Origin of the sequence: Shinella sp. S4-D37, from assembly GCF_040812195.1 — a bacterium.
Taxonomy (GTDB): Bacteria; Pseudomonadota; Alphaproteobacteria; order Rhizobiales; family Rhizobiaceae; genus Shinella.
Genome location: NZ_JBFNXL010000005.1, coordinates 666672 through 683767 on the forward strand (window position 1 = coordinate 666672; position 17096 = coordinate 683767).

A 17096-nucleotide genomic window follows, 5' to 3' on the forward strand; every position below is an offset into this window, starting at 1 on the left:
TTGCCGTCGTGTGCGGTCGGTAACCATATCTTCAAGAGATCGTCGCACTGTCGCGCGCAGGAGACTGGTGATGGCGAAGACGGCGGGCAGGCGGAAGAAACGGGCGGGATCGAAGCGGGCGGCGCCGGCGCGGCGTGGCGGCATGGCGCCCTGGTATCTTCTGGGCGCCGCGATGGTCGGCGGCATTCTCTATATGGACGGTGGCCTGCCGGGGTCGGAAACGCCGGCGACGGGAATCAGGACGGCCTCGATCGAGCGCAGGGCGAAGCCGGCCGACCGCGAGGCGGCGCTGGCGCTGCCGAAGCGCCGGCCGGCCGAAAAGGCCGTCGAACAGGCGCTGCCGATGCCGGAAAAGCTGCCCGCCTTCTCGGGCAAATGGTTCATCTGCACGACGCAGACCGATTATTGCGTGCTGGACGGCAGCACGATCCTCTATGCAGGGCGCAAGGTGCGGCTTGCCGATGTCGACACGCCGGCCATCGCCGGGGCGCGCTGCGACGCGGAGCGGCTGCGCGGGGGCGATGCGAAGCTGCGGCTGCGCGAGATCCTCAACGAGGGCGACGTGACGCTGGTGGCGAAGGGCGGTGCGTCCGCCAAGGCCGGCGCGGCGCCGCATCTGGTGCTGCGCGGGGGCCGCTCGATCGGCGGGCGGCTGGTCGGGGAAGGGCTGGCGCGGCCCTGGACGGGCAAGCATCAATCCTGGTGCGGTTGACGGATTCGTCCTTGCGCAACCTGTACCTTTCCGGCACAAGCCAGGCGCAAGCCTGCGTCCCTATGCTTTCCGTTAACCGGGATGTTGCCGGCTGGAAAGGGACAATGACATGTCGAACGACCTTGAGCGTTATAGCGATCCCGACAATGCGACCGTCGCGCTCTTCCTCCTCGAAAACGATGCGGACGAACTGACGGACATCCTCGTGGCCGCGCTGGACGAAGCCTTCCGCATCCTCGGAGACGAAGCCTCGCCCGCCACGGTGCACTGATCGCGAAACGAAAGAGGGGCCCTTGAGGCCCCTCTCGCTTTTTCACCGATGGTGACGGCTTACCCTGCGGCGGCGACCTGGCGCTGCACGCCGAGGCCGGCGATGGAGACTTCCATGCGGTCGCCGGGCTTCAGGTAACGCGGCGGCTTCATGCCCATGCCGACGCCGGGAGGCGTGCCCGTCGTGATGACGTCGCCGGGCTCCAGCGCCATGAACTGCGAGATGTAGTGGACGAGGAAGGGCACTTTGAAGACCATGGTGCTCGACGAGCCGTTCTGCACGCGCTCGCCGTTGACGGAGAGCGTCATGGCGAGATCGGCGGTATCCACCTCGTCCGTCGTGACCAGCCAGGGGCCGATCGGGCCGAAGGTCGGGCAGCCCTTGCCCTTGGTCCACTGGCCGCCGCGCTCGATCTGGTAGGCGCGCTCCGAAATGTCGTTGCAGACACAGTAGCCGGCGACATAGTCGAGGGCGTCGGCTTCCGAGACGTAGGAGGCGCGCTCGCCGATGACGACGGCAAGCTCCACCTCCCAGTCGGTCTTTTCCGAACCGCGCGGGATGAGGATCGTGTCGTCGGGGCCGACGATGCAGGAGGGGGCCTTGTTGAAGAGCACCGGCTCGCTCGGCACGGCCATGCCGCTCTCGGCGGCGTGGTCCGCATAGTTGAGGCCGACCGCGATGAAATTGCCGACGCGGCCGACGCAGGCGCCGAAGCGGCTGCCGTCCGGGGCGAGCGGCAGGCTCTTGGGATCGATGGCGGCAAGGCGCTTCAGGCTTTCGCAACCGAGCACGTCGCCGGCCAGATCCGGCACCTCGCCGGAAAGGTCGCGGACCCTGCCGTCCGCATCGATCAGTCCGGGCTTTTCCGCGCCCGCCGCGCCAAAGCGCACCAGTTTCATGAGAACCTCCGTTGGATGCCACCGATTTCGGTTGCGCGCACCTTTCCCGTGGTTTTACATCAAGTCAACGATTTTCGAAAATCATCCGGCTTTTGTAAATTCGGCGGGGCGTGATGGAGCAGAAGAAGGCAGGCGGGCGAACTTTGGCGGGCGATGCCTACGCGGCGATCCGCCAGGCGATCCGCACCGGCGCGGTCAAGCCCGGCGACCGGCTGCGCTTCGCCGATCTCCAGGCGCTGTGCGGCATGAGCGTGACGCCGGTGCGCGAGGCGCTGGCCCGGCTGACGGCGGAAGGGTTCACGGTGCTGGACGACCACCGCGGCTACAGCGTCGCAAGCCTGTCGCTGGAGGAGTTGCGCGACATCACGGCGGCGCGGCAGCTCTGCGAGGGCGAGGCGCTCCGGCTTTCGGTGCTGCAGGGAGATGCCGACTGGGAGGGAAGGGTGATCGCCGCCCATCACCTGATGGCGCGCATCCCGCAGGCGCGCGAGGATATCCCCTCGGCGATGCGCGAGGACTGGGAGGCGCGGCACGCGGCCTTTCATGCCGCTCTCATCTCGGCCTGCGGCTCGCCGATCCTGCTGGAGATCTGCGACAAGCTGTTTTCGCGTGCCGACCGGTATCGGCGCCTCTCCGTCAGCCTTGTCGGCACGGCGCGGGATGCGACAGGCGAGCACCGGCGGCTGATGGAGCTTGCGCTTGCGCGGGACGCCGAAGGTGCCGCCGCGGCGCTGCGCGACCACTATGGCAGGACGGCCGCGGGGATCGAAGAATTCTTCCATCCTCGCGAAGCGTGAAAAGAAAATGGAGCGGCTGACATCCGTCTGCCGCTCCATCGGTCCTGCGGTGCCGGGCGTGCTTACCCGGCGGAAGGCATTCAGGCTTACTTGCTGGCGACGGTCGCCGCGCCGATCTCCGCGCCGCCCCCGATCGCCACGTTGAGCGAGACGAAGTCGCGCGCGAGCTGGCGGATTGCGGAAGCGAGCTGCAGGCGGGCCGTCGCGACGTTGCGCTCGGCATCGAGCACGTCGAGGATCGTGCTGGCGCCGCCGCGATAGCTTTCGCGAGCAAGGTTCAGCGTCTGCTCGTAGGAATTGACCACCTTGCGCTGGGCGGCGACGGTCTGGCCGTCGCGGATCAGCGCGGTCTGGGCGTTTTCCACTTCCTCGACGGCGTTGAGCACCGTCGACTTCCAGGTCAGGTACTGCTGCTCGGCTTCCGAACGGGCGATCTTGACCTGCGCCCTGAGCGCGCCGCCGTTGAAGATCGGCAGGGTTAGCGTCGGGCCGAAGGACCAGCTCGTCAGGTTCCCGGTGGCGGCGCTGGTGAAGTTGCGCGTCGCGCCGATCGAGCCGCCGAGCTCGATGCTCGGATAGAGATCGGCCTCGGCCACGCCGATCTGCGCGGTCGCCACCTGCAGGCGGCGTTCGGCCGCGCGGATGTCCGGGCGGTTGCGGATGAGGTCGGCCGGGATGCCGGTGCGCGTCGCATAGCGCGGCATCGGCTGGGCCGAACCCTTGGTCAGGCTGGAGGTGATCGTGCTGGCCGGCAGGCCGAGCAGGGTCGCGATATGGTTGGCCGACTGGTGGAAGCCGGTCTCAAGCGCGGGCAGGTCGGCCAGCGTCTGGTTGACGAGGCCTTCGGCCTGCAGCACGTCGAGGCTGGAGGCGGCGCCCGCTTCCTTGATCTCGTTGGTCAGCTTCAGCGTCTCGCGGCGCGATTCCAGGTTCTTGCGGTTGAGCGCCAGCGCTTCCTGGTAGTAGCGCGCATTGACATAGGTCGACACGAGGTCCGAGAGATAGGCGAGGCGCGCGACGTTGACGTCGTCATAGGCCGCGTCGAGCGAGGCGTTGGCGGCTTCCTTCGAGCGGCGGTACTGGCCGAAGAAGTCGAGCAGCCAGGAGGCGCTCGCGCCGGCGTTCAGCGCCTTGGAGGAAGACGAATCGCGGCCGGACGTGCGGCGCAGGTAGTCGCCGTCCTGGCCGCTTGCCGAGGCTTCCGCCGAGGCGCCGATGCTCGGCAGCGCGCCGGCGCCGGCGACGACGACATTCGCCTCGGCCGCCGTGATGCGCTCCAGCGCCTGCAGCACGGTGAGGTTTTCGGCCATGCCCTGGTGGACGAGATCGTTGAGGCGCCTGTCGCGGAAGGATTCCCACCACGGATTGAGCGTCACGTTTTCGCCGCTCGTCGCCTTGCTTTCGGAGAACTTGGCCGGAAGGGCGGTGTCGGGCTTCTGGTAGTCGGGGCCGACGACGCAGCCGGACAGGAGAAGCATGCTCAGCGGAAAAAGCGTCCTGGTGAAATTCATGGGCCTACCCTGCCAGCGGTCGTGGCGTACTTATTAACAGAACAAAATTGCGATTCACTCTTTATTCATGTTTGGGGGGAAGATCGAGCCTTTCCCCAAAAAAAGAATGGTCCCACAGCGTTTTTTCCCCGCTTCATTTCAGGGGTGTGTCCGCCGGGCAACTGGAGCATTTGCCCAGGGTTTTCGCCTTTGCTCGTTAAGCGCAAGCGCGCGGCCGCGGCTGCGCGACCAGGTTGCGTCATCGCTTTTCCCCGGAATATCCGTCTTCGCGACATATTTTCCTGAAAAATGCTGCGGGCGCGAACATTATTTTTGCGATTCGAATTGTCACACAAATCCGGCAGTAATTTATTCCAAAATTCCGCGGATTCCATTGACAAGGAAAGGAGGGGCGCCTATGTGTTGGAGCATCGCATGAGGACCGCATGCGTTTATTCCGGTCCACCTCTGACGCGTCCATTTTAGAGCGTCAGCGCCAGCAAGAGGGAGTGTGTCATGTACGATATCAACTGCATCGCCTCCGTGCGTGTGGCGTGCTCCTGTCGTGAAACGATTACAGGGAAAGCGCATACGGTACTCCGCCGAATGTGATCTGACTTCCCTCTTCGATTTTAGCGCAAGATTTGAATGAGCTGTGCCTTTGGCGCGGCAGGAGTTGTTATGCAAAAGCAGGTTATCGAAATCGGTGGTGAGGCCGTCGGTGTCGTCGTTCCCGATGAGGATCGGCTGAAATTCGTGGCCGTCAAATATTCCGTGTGGGATCTGGATTCCCAGCGTTTTTCCTCGGCTGACGAGGTACGCGTGGCGATCCGGCGTCTCCTCAACGGTCCGTCCGCCTCTACGCGGGCAATGTCGCCGGCCCGTATCGCGGCCGCCTGAATCAAATTCGGACGATCCGGCGTCTTCGGCGCCGGATTCACCGGCCCCGCCCGCCAGCGGGGCCGGTTTCATTTTGTGGACAGTGCATTCACCGGGCGGCGGCTGGCGCGGGGTGCCGAATGCTGGTTGTGTAGCCCTCGAAAGGAGGTGCCCCATGGTCAGCGGCATCCATCACATCACGGCGATCACCCGGAAGATCCAGGCGAACGTCGATTTCTACGTCGGCTTCCTCGGCCTGCGCCTCGTCAAGCGCACGGCGGGATACGAGGACGCCGACCAGCTTCATCTCCTCTATGGCGACGCGGCGGCGAGCCCCGGTTCGCTGGTCACCTTCCTTGCCTGGGAGGACGGTTCGCCCGGCCGGGTCGGCCTCGGCCAGCCGGCGGAAATCGCCTTCTCCATCAAGCCGGAGGCGATCGGCTTCTGGCTGACGCGCGCGCTGACGCGGAATATCGCGACGAGCGGCCCGGCGCAGGAGTTCGGCGAGCCCGTGCTGCGGCTGAAGGATCCGGACGGCATCATCGTCAAGCTCGTCGGCGAGGCGGATGTGGAAGGCCCGGCGCCCCATGTCACGAAGGAGATTTCGGCGGCCGATGCCATCCAGCGCATTCGCGGCGCGACGATCTTCTCCGAAAAGCCGGCTGAGACGGCAGCCTTCATCGCCGGCCATTTCGGCTATCGCATGGCGGCGGCGGCGAACGGCATCACCCGGCTTGCGGGGGACGTGGCCGACGTGCTCGACATCCGCGATGCGAGCGGCTTCTGGACGTCGGCGCCGGGCACGGGCACGATCGACCATATCGCGCTGCGCGCACCGGACCGGCCGGCGGTCGAGGCGGTCGCCGCCCGGCTTGCGGCCGAGGGGGCGGGCGACACCAACATGCACGACCGCACGTACTTCTATTCGCTCTACGTGCGCGAACCCGGCGGTTCGCTCATCGAATATGCGACGAACGGCCCCGGCATGACGATCGACGAACCGCTGGAGGCACTCGGCGAGACGCTCTTCGTGCCCCGCCATTTCCGCGCCGACCCGGAGGACGTCCGGGCACGGCTTCCGCAGTTTTCCCTGCCAGGAGAAGAACGCATGACCGAACGAGACCTGCCCTTCATCCACCGGGTGCACCGGCCGGAAAATCCCGACGGCACCGCCGTCGTGCTCCTGCACGGCACGGGGGGCAACGAGGCGAGCCTGCTGCCCTTCGGCGCCAGGCTGGCGACCGGTGCCGTGCTGCTCAGCCCGCGCGGCCGCAGCGTCGACGAGGGTTATCCGCGCTTCTTCCGCCGGCTGACCGCCGTCACCTTCGACCAGAAGGACATTGCTGCGGAGGCCGAGGCCTTCGCGGCCTTCATGGAAGGGGCGAATGCCGCCTACGGGCTCGATCCGGACAGGACGCTGTTCGTGGGCTATTCGAACGGCGCGAACATGATCGGCGCGATCATGCTGCTGCATCCCGGCATCATCCGCAACGCGGTGCTGCTGCGCGGCATGAACGTGCTGGAAACCGTGCCGCAGGCGGACCTTTCGGGAACGAACGTGCTGATGGTCACCGGCCGGTCGGATCCTTACGGGGCCTATGCCGGCGAACTGGAGGCGCATTTGAGGGCAGCCGGCGCGTCGGTCGAAAGCCATGTGCTTGCCGCGGGCCACGATATCGGCACGGCGGATCTGGACGTCGCAAAGGCCTACAGGGACCGCCTCGTCGGCTGAGGCCGGGGCGAAGGAAAAGGGGCGCGTCGCAGGACGCGCCCCTTTTTTATTGCGGACCGGCCGCCTATCGCCGGTAGTCCGTCACGAAGGCCGCGAAGCCGGCGATGAAGTCGGCGAGCTTCTTCTCGGTCGTCCCGTCGACGATCCGGCCGTCCTCGATGGCGCTGCCGGCGCGCGAGACCATCAGCTTGGCGCCGAACCACGGCACGGTGCCGAGCGTGCGCATGACCGGCAGCCAGGCCTCCTGCGACAGGAGCGTGCCGAAATTGCCGGGCGAGGCGCCGGTGATGGCGAAGGGCTTGCCGCCGAAGACGCGGGCGATGTCGGAGGAGGGACGGCTCATCCAGTCGATGGCGTTCTTGAAGACGCCCGGAATGCCGTTGTTGTATTCCGGCGTGAAGAGAACGACGCCGTCCGCCGCTGCCACGAGGTCCTTCAGGCGTACGGCCGCTTCGGGAACGCCGGTCTCCGCTTCCAGGTCGCCGTCGTAGAGCGGGATGCCGCGGATCGCGCCTTCGGCGATCGTCACGCCTTCCGGGGCCATGGCGAGGGCGGCGCGCAGCAGCGCCGTGTTGTAGGAGCCCTTGCGCAGGCTCCCCGAGATTGCCACCAGTTTCGTCATGCCGACTCTCCTTTTCAAGACACGGCGCATAAAAAACCCCGGCGGACGGTTTGTCACGCCGGGGTTTCTTCAAGTGTGGCCGAGGGGCGTCGGCCGGCTCAGACGAGCGGCTTCAGCCGGGCCTCGATCTGCGCGCGGCGCGGTTCGAGGAAGGGCGGCAGCGACAGGCTTTCGCCGAGCGTTTCGAGCGGCTCGTCCACGGCGAAGCCGGGGCCGTCCGTGGCGATCTCGAACAGGATGCCGTTCGGCTCGCGGAAATAGAGCGAGCGGAAGTAGAAGCGCTCGACCTCGCCGCTGGAGGGCAGGCGGAAGCCGCGCAGGCGTTCCGTCCAGGCATGCAGCGCCTCCTCGTCCGGCGCGCGGAAGGCGACGTGGTGCACGGCGCCGGCGCCCTGATGGGCGGCCGGCAGGTCCGGCTCGACGGCGACATGCAGTTCGGCCGCCGGCCCGCCTTCGCCCATCGAGAAGACATGCACCTCGCCCGCGCCGTCCGGATTGGGATAGGTCGCGGTCTCCCGCATGTTCATGACCTGCACGAGCACAGCCTCGGTGTTGCGGATATCCGGCACGCTGAGCGTGATGGGGCCGAGGCCCTTGATCTGGTGTTCGGCCGGAACGGGGCTCTTGTCCCAGGGATTGGCCGGCGCGCCGGCGTCATCGACGACGAGGCGGAAGCGCTGTCCCTCGCCGTCCTCGAAATCGAGGCTGGCGCGGCCGCCGGCATCGCGGATCTCGCCGGCCCTGACCTTCTGTTCGGCAAAGCGGGCCTTCCACCATTCGAGCGTGGCGAGGCTGGCGACGCGCAGGCCGGTGCGCGAGACGCTGTGGGTGCCGCGCCGCTCGTGGCCGACCGGCCAGTCGAAGAAGGTGAGGTCCGTGCCGGGCGAGGCCAGGCCGTCGGCATAGAAGAGATGGTAGGCGCTGGTGTCGTCCTGGTTGACGGTCTTCTTGACGAGGCGCAGGCCGAGGACCTGCGTGTAGAAGCGCAGGTTCTCCGGCGCGTTCGCGGTGATCGCCGTCAGGTGGTGGATGCCTGTGAGCTGCAGGGTCATGATGACGCTCCTCTCCCGGCTGCCCGGGCTGTCTGTGCTGCCCCGCCTCGGGGCCTTGCGTTGAGGCGAATATCGCCCTTCGCAGGGGCTGCCGGAAGATCGGGACCGGCGAACGGATTGTTCACTTATCCTGAACGGCACCCTTTTCCGCCATGGCCTCCAGTGCACCCGCGCCACAACCGATTGGTTCAAATTTTATCCTTTCGTAAACCAGCATTCCCTTATGCTGCGGGCCTGCGAAATGACTTCGTCTCTGTTTCGCCGCGTCCGTCGGCATGTTCCGCCATTTTGTCATGACTGCCGCTGCGGATTTTCCCGCGCGGATGGGAGGAGACGTCATGCTGCCGAAGACTGCGACTGCCCGGAATATGTTCGCCATCGTGGCGGCCGGTGTTGCCACGACCGTTGCGACGGCGGGCGTTCTGCTCTTTCTATCCTATCGCGCGCTGGAGGAGCGCTCCATTTCGGAAATGGTCAACGCGGCGGAAGCGAGCGCCGGCGAGGTGGAGACCTATTTCGCGCAGGTCAAGGGGCTGAGCTGGAACATGCGCTCGGCGCTCTACGCGATGAAGGCAACGGACGCCCCGAGCCGCGAGACGATGAACGGCATCTTCGACCGCCTGATGGCCGATAACCCCTTCGCGCTCGGCGTCAGCACCGGCTGGGAGCCGGACGCCTTCGACGGCAAGGACGCGCAATATGCGAACCAGCCGGGACACGACGCCACGGGCCGCTACATTCCCTATTTCGTCCGCAACGGGGGCAAGGTCGAGATGGTCGCGCTCGTCGACTACGACAAGCCCGGCCCGGGCGACTACTACCAGGTGCCGAAGGCCACCGGCAAGGACCTGCTGACGGAGCCCTACAGCTATGTCATCGGCGGCAAGAACGTGCTGATGACCTCCTTCATGGTGCCGCTCGCCTTCGACGGCGCCTTCAAGGGCGTCACCGGCGTCGATATCGCGCTCGATGCGCTCGCTGCCGACATGGCGCGGATGAAGCCGCTCGGTGAAGGCTATGTCGCGCTGCTCAGCCAGGGCGGCAGCATCGTCAGCTATCCGGATGCCGCCGTGCTCGGCAAGACGCTCGGCGATTCCGGCCTCGATGCGGCGGCCTGGCAGGCGCTGATCGCCAATCCGGAAAAGGCCATGGAAATCACCGATGTCGACGGCCTCACCTCCATGGCGGTGGCCGTGCCGGTGCCGCTGGTGCCGGGCACGACCTGGTACACGGTGGTCGCCGTGCCGAAATCGGTGCTCTTCGCCAACCTGTCGTCCCTTGCCGTCACCTCGATCATCGTGATCGCCATCGCCACGGGCCTGATGATCGTCATCGGCTCGCTGCTCGCCGCCCGCTTCCGCAAGCGCCTCGAGACCGTCATCGTCGCGACGAGCGAGATCGCGCATGGGCGCACGGATGTCGATCTCAGCGAATCCGAGCGCAAGGACGAGATCGGCGAGATGGCCCGGTCGCTGGCCGTGCTGCGCGATGCGACGCTCGCCAAGGTGCGGCTGGAGGGCGAGGCGGAGCAGAACCGCGCGCTTTCGGAAGACGAGCGCCGCCAGCGCGCCGCCGAAGCGGACGAGCGCGAACGCCAGACGCGCATCGCCGTCGAGGCGCTCGCCGACGGCCTCCAGAAGCTTGCCGACGGCGACATGACGCACCGCATCGAGCACGCCTTCGCCGGCTCGCTCGATCGGGTCCGCCATGATTTCAACGCCTCGGTGGAAAAGCTGCAATCGGCGCTGCGCTCCGTCGGCAGCAATGCCAATGCCATCCAGGCCGGCTCCGCGGAAATCCGCTCGGCCTCGGACGATCTCGCCAAGCGCACCGAACAGCAGGCCGCCTCCGTCGAGGAGACCGCCGCCGCGCTGGAGGAGATCACCACCTCGCTGAAGGACGCCACGAAGCGGGCCGAGGATGCCGGCCAGCTCGTCGAGCGGACCCGCCTCGGCGCGGAAAAATCGGGCGAAGTGGTGCAGCGCGCCGTCAGCGCGATGAGCGGCATCGAGAATTCCTCGCGGGAAATCTCCAACATCATCGGCGTGATCGACGAGATCGCCTTCCAGACCAACCTCCTGGCGCTCAATGCCGGCGTCGAGGCGGCGCGGGCGGGCGAGGCGGGCAAGGGCTTCGCCGTCGTCGCGCAGGAAGTGCGCGAACTGGCGCAGCGCTCGGCCAATGCCGCCAAGGAGATCAAGGCGCTCATCACCAAGTCGGGCGAGCAGGTGCATCTCGGCGTGGCGCTGGTCGGCGAGACCGGCTCGGCGCTGACGGAGATCGTCGACCAGGTGCAGGAGATCGACCAGAACGTCGCGGCGATCGTGCGCTCGGCGCGTGAGCAGTCGACCGGCCTCAACGAGATCAGCGCGGCGGTGAACTCCATCGACCAGGGCACGCAGAAGAACGCGGCCATGGTGGAGGAGCAGACGGCGGCAAGCCATGCGCTTGCGACCGAGGCCGCCGCCCTCAATGCCCTGATCGCGCAGTTCCGCCTCGGTGCCGGTGCCATGGCCCGTCCGGTGGTCGCCACGCCTGCCGAGCATCGTCCGGCGCCTTCCGGCGCACGGGCGCTCGGCAACACGCTGGCCCGCGCCTTCGGCGGCGGTGGGCAGGCGGCCGCGGCCAATGCGGCGGCCCAGGACTGGGAAGAGTTCTGAACCGTCCCGACAGCGAATCCCGAAGAGCGGCTCCGTCAAACGGGCCGCTTTTTGCTGTATGAAAAAGGCGCACAAGGCGTGTGCGCTGCACACAATTTGGCCATGCCCGTGCGGCCGCTCGTTTCCCTCTCCATGAGCGACGCCTTCAACGATCTGGAATCATTTGCGTATTTTCCGCGCCGCCGGTCTGGCACGCTTTCTGCTTTGTCTCTTGCAGGTCCAGAGGGGACCGAAAGAGAAGCGTCCAACGAATGACGCTCCGATAAGGCCGCCGTGCAGCCCTGTGGGAACCGGAAAGGTTTCGTGGCCGCCGGCGGCTTTCTTGTCCGCGCGGGGTGGCATGGCCGGCGATAGCATGCTGAGAAATATGATTTATTATATTCTTCTGTCGAACAGCCTTCCCGGTTGGCTTTTTTCCCGGGTTCCGCCACACTCGCCCGCGGCAGGGTCGCGTTTGCAAAGGAAGCGGGCTTGCCAGTCAGATCTTCGCGATATAATGAGGGCCCATATTAAATGGGTGTTCTGCGGCGGTGGAGACGGCAATGACTTCAGCGGGAAACAGGGCGGGCAGGGGGCTGCTGGCGGCGCTTGCGCTTTCGGCGGTCGCCTTGCCGGCATGGGCCGACGGCGCGGCGCGGCCGGTGCGGACCGCCGCCGTGCATTTCGAAGAGCGTGAGCAGACCGTCACCATCACCGGGGAAGTGGTCGCACGGGTGGAGACGGATCTCTCCTTCCGCGTCGGGGGGCGCATCACGGGCTGGTTCGTCGATGTCGGCGGCGCGGTCAGGGAAGGCCAGGTGCTGGCGCGCCTCGACCCCGAGGAGCAGCGGGCCGATGTCGAGGCGGCGGAAGCCGGCGTGCGCGCGGCCGAAGCGCAGCTCAAGCTCGCCCGCGCCAATTTCGACCGCCAGAAATCCCTGCTCGGCGACGGCATCAGCACCCGCCGCGATTTCGACGACGCCGAAACGGCCCTGCGCACGGCGGAAAGCGCCCGCGAGGCGGCGATCGCCCAGCGCGACACGGCGAAGGAGGTGCTGTCCTATACCGAGCTGCGCGCGCCGGCTGACGGCATCGTCACCGCGCGCCTCGCGGAGACGGGGCAGGTCGCGCAGGCGGCGCAGACCATGTTCACCATCGCCGATACCGGACCGCGCGACGCCGTCTTCGACGTCTACGAATCGCTGTTCTTCGCCCAGCCGGCGGAGGACGGCGTGGTCGTCACCCTGCTCAGCGACGACAGGGTGCGCACGACCGGCAATGTGCGCGAGGTCTCGCCGACGATCGATGCCGCGACCGGCACCGTGCGCGTCAAGATCGCCATGGACCGCACGCCGCCGGAAATGACGCTCGGCGCTTCCGTCGTCGGCGTCGGGGCGCTGGCGCCGCGCCGGGTGGCCGTGGTGCCCTGGCAGGCGCTGTCGGCGAGCCTCGACGGCAAGCCGGCGCTGTGGATCGTCGACACGGCGAAGGGCACGGTGGACCTGCGCTCCGTCGAGGTGCTCTCCTTCGAGACGGGCACGGCGCTGCTTTCGGGCGGCATCGAGGAAGGGGAGACCTACGTCGCCGACGGCACGAAGCTGCTGCGGCCCGGCCAGACCGTCACCGCGATCGAGGGAGCCGCCCGATGAGAGCCGTCCTGTTCGCAGCCGCCGTCATCGCCGCCGCGGCGCTTGCCGGCTGCAAGAAGGAGGAGGAGGCGGCCGCGCCGCCGCGTCCGGTCCTGTCCATGGTGGTCGCGCCCACCGCGCTGCCCGGCACGCGCTTTGCCGGCACGGTGCAGGCGAAGGTGCAGGCCGCGCTCGGCTCGCGCGTTTCCGGCCGCCTCGTCTCGCGCACCGTCCATGTCGGCGACCTCGTGAAGAAGGGCGACGAACTGGCCGTGCTCGATGCGACGGCCTATGAGCTGGCCGTGCGCTCGGCGCGGGCGGAGCTGTCCAGCGCCGAGGCGACGCTTTCGAGCGCGGTTGCGACCGAGGAGCGGCAGAAGACGCTGCTCCAGTCGAATGCCGCGGCAAGGGCCGCCGTCGAGAGCGCCGAACAGTCGCGCGAGGCGGCCGATGCCGGCCTGACGCGGGCGAAGACGGCGCTGGTGAAGGCGGCGGAACAGCTTTCCTATACCCGCATCCTCGCCGAATTCGACGGTGTCGTCGTGGCCACCGGCGCCGAGGTGGGGCAGACCGTCTCGCCCGGCGAGGCGATCGTCACGGTGGCGCGGCCCGACGAGCGCGATGCCGTGGTCGACATTCCGGAGACGGCGGAGGCCATCGCGCTCGGCAGCCGCTTCACCGTCTCCCTGCAGATCAACCCCGATATCACGGTGAGGGGCGTGGTGCGCGAGGTCGCGCCGTCCGCCGATGCCGTCACGCGCACGCGGCGGGTGAAGATCGCGCTCGACAACCCGCCCGAGACGGTCCGCCTCGGCACCACCATCACCGCCGAGCTCGAAGGGCCGGACGTCACCGCCATCATGATCCCGCAGACTGCCGTGCTTCAGAAGGACGGCAAGCCGCATGTCTGGCTGGTCGACGGCGAGAAGGGCGAGGTGCATCTGACGCCCATCGAGACGGGTCTTGTCACGGGGCGCGCCCTCCAGGTCGCGGGCGGGCTGAAGGCCGGCGACCGCATCGCCGTCGCCGGGGTGAAGAGCCTCGAAGAGGGCCAGAAAATCAAGGTTGAAGACGAGGCAGGCCTATGAAGAAGTTCAACCTTTCGGACTGGGCGCTCGATCATGCATCGCTCGTCTGGTACTTCATGATCGTCTTCGCGCTGCTCGGCTTCTTCACCTACCAGAATCTCGGCCGCGAGGAGGACCCCTCCTTCACCATCAAGACGATGACGATCAGCGCCGCCTGGCCCGGCGCCTCCGTGGAGGAGACGACGCTGCAGGTGACCGAACGCATCGAGCGCAAGCTGGAGGAGCTGGAATCGCTCGATTTCACCCGCAGCATCACCACGCCCGGCCAGACGCTGATCTTCGTCAACCTGAAGCCGACGACCCGCGCGCGCGACGTCGCGCCCACCTGGGTGACCGTACGCAACATGATCAACGATATCCGGGGCGAGTTTCCCTCCGGTGTCGTCGGCCCGGCCTTCAACGACCGTTTCGGCGACGTCTTCGGCAATATCTACGCCTTCACCGCCGACGGTCTCTCGCCGCGCCAGCTGCGCGATTATGTCGAGGATGCCCGCCGGCGCATCCTCACCGTGCCCAATATCGGCAAGGTCGATCTCGTCGGGGCTGAGGACGAGGTGATCTACCTCGAATTCTCGACGCGCCAGCTTGCCGCGCTCGGCATCTCCACCCAAGAGGTGGTGTCCACGCTGCAGGCGCAGAATGCCGTCGCGCCCTCCGGCGTGGTGCAGGCCGGCGGCGAGCGCGTCAGCGTGCGCGTCGGCGGGCAGTTCACCTCGGAGGCGAGCCTTCGCGACGTCAACCTGCGCGTCAACAACCGTTTCTTCCGCCTCAGCGATATCGCCACGATCACCCGCGGCTACGAGGATCCGCCGTCGGCGCTCTTCCGCTTCAACGGCGAACAGGCCATCGGCCTTGCCATCGGCATGAAGCAGGGCTCGAACCTCCTGGAATTCGGCGCGGCGGTGGAAAAGGAGATCGAGATCCTGTCGCATGACCTGCCCGTCGGCGTCGACGTGCACCTTGTCTCCGACCAGCCGAAGGTGGTGGAGGAGGCGGTGTCGGGCTTCACGCGGGCGTTGTTCGAGGCGGTGATCATCGTGCTTGCGGTCAGCTTCGTCAGTCTCGGCATCCGCGCCGGCCTCGTCGTGGCGCTGTCGATCCCGCTGACGCTCGCGATCACCTTCGTCTTCATGTATTACGACGGCATATCGCTGCAGCGCATCTCGCTCGGCGCGCTCATCATCGCGCTCGGCCTGCTCGTCGACGATGCGATGATTGCCGTCGAGATGATGGTGGCGCGGCTGGAAATGGGAGATTCGCTCCGCAAGGCGGCGACCTATGTCTATACGTCCACCGCCTTCCCCATGCTCACCGGCACGCTGGTGACGGTGGCCGGCTTCATCCCGATCGGCCTCAACAACAGCGCGGCCGGCGAGTTCACCTTCAGCCTCTTCGTTGTCATCGCCGTTTCGCTCGTCGTCTCCTGGGTCGTCGCGGTCATCTTCGCGCCGCTGCTCGGCGTGACGATCCTGCCGAAGACGATGAAGAAGCATCACGAGGAAAAAGGGCGGCTCGCCCGCGGCTTCGCCCGCCTGCTCGATATCTGCATGCGCTGGAAATGGACGACCATCGTCGCGACCGTGCTGGTCTTCGGCGTTTCCGTCTTCGCCATGCGTTTCGTGCAGGAGCAGTTCTTCCCGTCCTCCGACCGGCCGGAGCTCGTCATCGACTGGTCGCTGCCGCAGAATGCCTCGATCGCCGAGACCAATGCGCAGATCGCCGAGCTGGAAGAGGAAAAGCTCAAGGGCAATCCGGATATCGAGCGCTGGTCCTCCTATGTCGGGCAGGGCGCGGTGCGCTTCCTCCTGTCCTTCGACGTGCAGCCGCCGTCGCCCGCTTTCGGCCAGACGGTCATCGTCACGAAGGACCTGGAGGCGCGTGACCGCCTTCGGGCCGATCTCCAGGCCTATCTGCGCGAGACCTTCGTCGGCACGGATGCGCTGGTGAAGCTGCTCGACATCGGCCCGCCGGTCGGCCGGCCGATCCAGTACCGCGTCAGCGGCCCGGATATCCAGGAGGTGCGCGAGCAGGCGCTCGCCTTCGGCGAAGTCATCGGCAAGGACACCCGGCTCGGCGACATCGTCTACGACTGGAACGAGCCGGCCCGCGTGGTGAAGGTCGACGTGCTGCAGGACAAGGCCCGCCAGCTCGGCGTCACCTCGCAGGACATCGCCTCGGCGCTGAACGGCGTCGTCGGCGGCACCACCGTCACCCAGATCCGCGACGACGTCTACCTGATCGACGTCATCGGCCGGGCACGCGCCGCCGAGCGCCAGTCCATCGAGACGCTGCGCCAGCTCCAGTTGCCGACGGCGAGCGGCACCTCCGTGCCGCTCGCCGCGGTGGCGAACTTCCGCTACGAGATGGAGCAGCCGGTCGTCTGGCGCCGTTCCCGCCAGCCGACCATCACCGTCAAGGCGAGCGTCACCGGCGGCGTGCAGCCCGCGACGATCGTCTCGCAACTGGAAAGGGACGTTTCCGCCTTCCGGGCGGAGATGCCCTCCGGCTACGCGGTCGCGGTCGGCGGCACGGTGGAGGAAAGCGCCAACAGCCAGGCGCCGATCATCGCCGTCGTGCCGCTGATGCTGTTCGCCATGGCGACGATCCTGATGCTCCAGCTCCAGAGCTTCTCGCGGCTCTTCCTTGTCTTCGCGGTGGCGCCGCTGGCGCTCATCGGGGTGGTCATTGCGCTGCTCGGCAGCGGGGCGCCGCTCGGCTTCGTCGCCATCCTCGGCGTGCTGGCGCTGATCGGCATCCTCATCCGCAACTCGGTCATCCTCGTCGTGCAGATCGAGGACCTGAGGCGCGAGGGCATGCATGCCTGGAATGCCGTGCGCGAGGCGACGGAACACCGCATGCGGCCGATCATGCTGACGGCGGCCGCCGCCAGCCTCGCGCTCATCCCCATTTCGCGCGAGGTGTTCTGGGGGCCGATGGCCTATGCCATGATGGGCGGCATCATCGTCGGCACGGTGCTGACGCTGCTCTTCCTGCCGGCGCTCTATATCGCCTGGTTCCGCATCAGGCCGGAAGAGGCGGAGGCGCCTTTGCCCTAACCGGAGCCGGTGGAGGCGGGGTGAGGCGGTGGCGCGAGGCCTCCCATATTTTCGCCCATCTCCCCCGTCACTGCTCTTAAGCGCCGGGCCGCTTGCGGAAGGGTCAGGGCCGGGCAAGGCATGTGCATAAACTGCGGGATCAGGGGCGCGTTCATCGCCGGGCGGGCGGAGGAAAAGTTGCGTTCTTTTTGTCGCACCCCTTTGAAAAAGCTGGTGGAAAAAGTTGATTTT

13 protein-coding genes are annotated in these 17096 nt (G+C 67.0%); 9 read left to right on the forward strand and 4 right to left on the reverse strand.

Annotated elements, in window-relative coordinates; genetic code table 11:
- The first annotated feature begins 70 nt into the window (after positions 1 to 70).
- Together AB3G45_RS10725 and AB3G45_RS10730 are read left to right on the forward strand one after the other, a co-directional pair.
- The gene (locus tag AB3G45_RS10725; RefSeq protein ID WP_367830534.1) at positions 71 to 712 is read left to right on the forward strand and encodes a hypothetical protein; all 642 of its coding nucleotides are present in this window, start codon (positions 71 to 73) and stop codon (positions 710 to 712) included.
- A 109-nt stretch (positions 713 to 821) separates the two neighbouring features.
- The gene (locus AB3G45_RS10730; protein WP_367830535.1) at positions 822 to 983 is read left to right on the forward strand and encodes a hypothetical protein; all 162 of its coding nucleotides are present in this window, start codon (positions 822 to 824) and stop codon (positions 981 to 983) included.
- Positions 984 to 1042: 59 nt separating this feature from the next.
- Here the strand turns inward: AB3G45_RS10730 and AB3G45_RS10735 are convergent, their stop codons facing one another.
- Positions 1043 to 1882: a fumarylacetoacetate hydrolase family protein gene (locus AB3G45_RS10735; RefSeq protein ID WP_367830536.1), complete on the reverse strand. Its 840-nt coding sequence runs from the start codon at positions 1880 to 1882 to the stop codon at positions 1043 to 1045.
- A gap of 113 nt (positions 1883 to 1995) precedes the next feature.
- Between AB3G45_RS10735 and AB3G45_RS10740 the strand changes: the two genes are divergently transcribed.
- On the forward strand, positions 1996 to 2679 hold the full coding sequence (locus AB3G45_RS10740) for a GntR family transcriptional regulator (protein ID WP_367830537.1): 684 nt from the start codon (positions 1996 to 1998) through the stop codon (positions 2677 to 2679).
- An 86-nt stretch (positions 2680 to 2765) separates the two neighbouring features.
- Here the strand turns inward: AB3G45_RS10740 and AB3G45_RS10745 are convergent, their stop codons facing one another.
- Complete coding sequence (locus AB3G45_RS10745; RefSeq protein WP_367830538.1) at positions 2766 to 4190, reverse strand: efflux transporter outer membrane subunit; 1425 nt, start codon at positions 4188 to 4190, stop codon at positions 2766 to 2768.
- A gap of 660 nt (positions 4191 to 4850) precedes the next feature.
- Here AB3G45_RS10745 and AB3G45_RS10750 point away from each other — a divergent pair.
- Positions 4851 to 5069 carry a hypothetical protein gene (locus AB3G45_RS10750; RefSeq protein WP_367830539.1) on the forward strand — a complete coding sequence of 73 codons (219 nt, stop codon included), beginning with the start codon at positions 4851 to 4853 and terminating at the stop codon, positions 5067 to 5069.
- A gap of 154 nt (positions 5070 to 5223) precedes the next feature.
- Entirely contained in the window at positions 5224 to 6780 is a 1557-nt protein-coding gene (locus AB3G45_RS10755; RefSeq protein WP_367830540.1) for a VOC family protein, read from the forward strand.
- A gap of 64 nt (positions 6781 to 6844) precedes the next feature.
- On the opposite strand, the gene AB3G45_RS10760 is transcribed toward AB3G45_RS10755, so the two are convergent.
- A complete protein-coding gene (locus tag AB3G45_RS10760; protein ID WP_367830541.1) occupies positions 6845 to 7402 on the reverse strand; it encodes an NADPH-dependent FMN reductase in 558 nt (185 codons plus the stop codon).
- A 98-nt stretch (positions 7403 to 7500) separates the two neighbouring features.
- Positions 7501 to 8454: a ring-cleaving dioxygenase gene (locus tag AB3G45_RS10765; RefSeq protein WP_367830542.1), complete on the reverse strand. Its 954-nt coding sequence runs from the start codon at positions 8452 to 8454 to the stop codon at positions 7501 to 7503.
- A 338-nt stretch (positions 8455 to 8792) separates the two neighbouring features.
- On the opposite strand from AB3G45_RS10765, the gene AB3G45_RS10770 reads away from it, so the two are divergent.
- The 4 genes from AB3G45_RS10770 (at position 8793) to AB3G45_RS10785 (ending at position 16865) form a co-directional block, all read left to right on the forward strand.
- The gene (locus tag AB3G45_RS10770) at positions 8793 to 11114 is read left to right on the forward strand and encodes a methyl-accepting chemotaxis protein (RefSeq protein ID WP_367830543.1); all 2322 of its coding nucleotides are present in this window, start codon (positions 8793 to 8795) and stop codon (positions 11112 to 11114) included.
- 542 nt (positions 11115 to 11656) lie between these two features.
- A complete protein-coding gene (locus tag AB3G45_RS10775) occupies positions 11657 to 12742 on the forward strand; it encodes an efflux RND transporter periplasmic adaptor subunit (RefSeq protein ID WP_367830544.1) in 1086 nt (361 codons plus the stop codon).
- Entirely contained in the window at positions 12739 to 13809 is a 1071-nt protein-coding gene (locus AB3G45_RS10780) for an efflux RND transporter periplasmic adaptor subunit (RefSeq protein ID WP_367830545.1), read from the forward strand. The genes AB3G45_RS10775 and AB3G45_RS10780 overlap by 4 nt, the downstream gene beginning before the upstream one ends.
- Entirely contained in the window at positions 13806 to 16865 is a 3060-nt protein-coding gene (locus tag AB3G45_RS10785) for an efflux RND transporter permease subunit (RefSeq protein WP_367830546.1), read from the forward strand. The genes AB3G45_RS10780 and AB3G45_RS10785 overlap by 4 nt, the downstream gene beginning before the upstream one ends.
- Positions 16866 to 17096 lie beyond the last annotated feature (231 nt).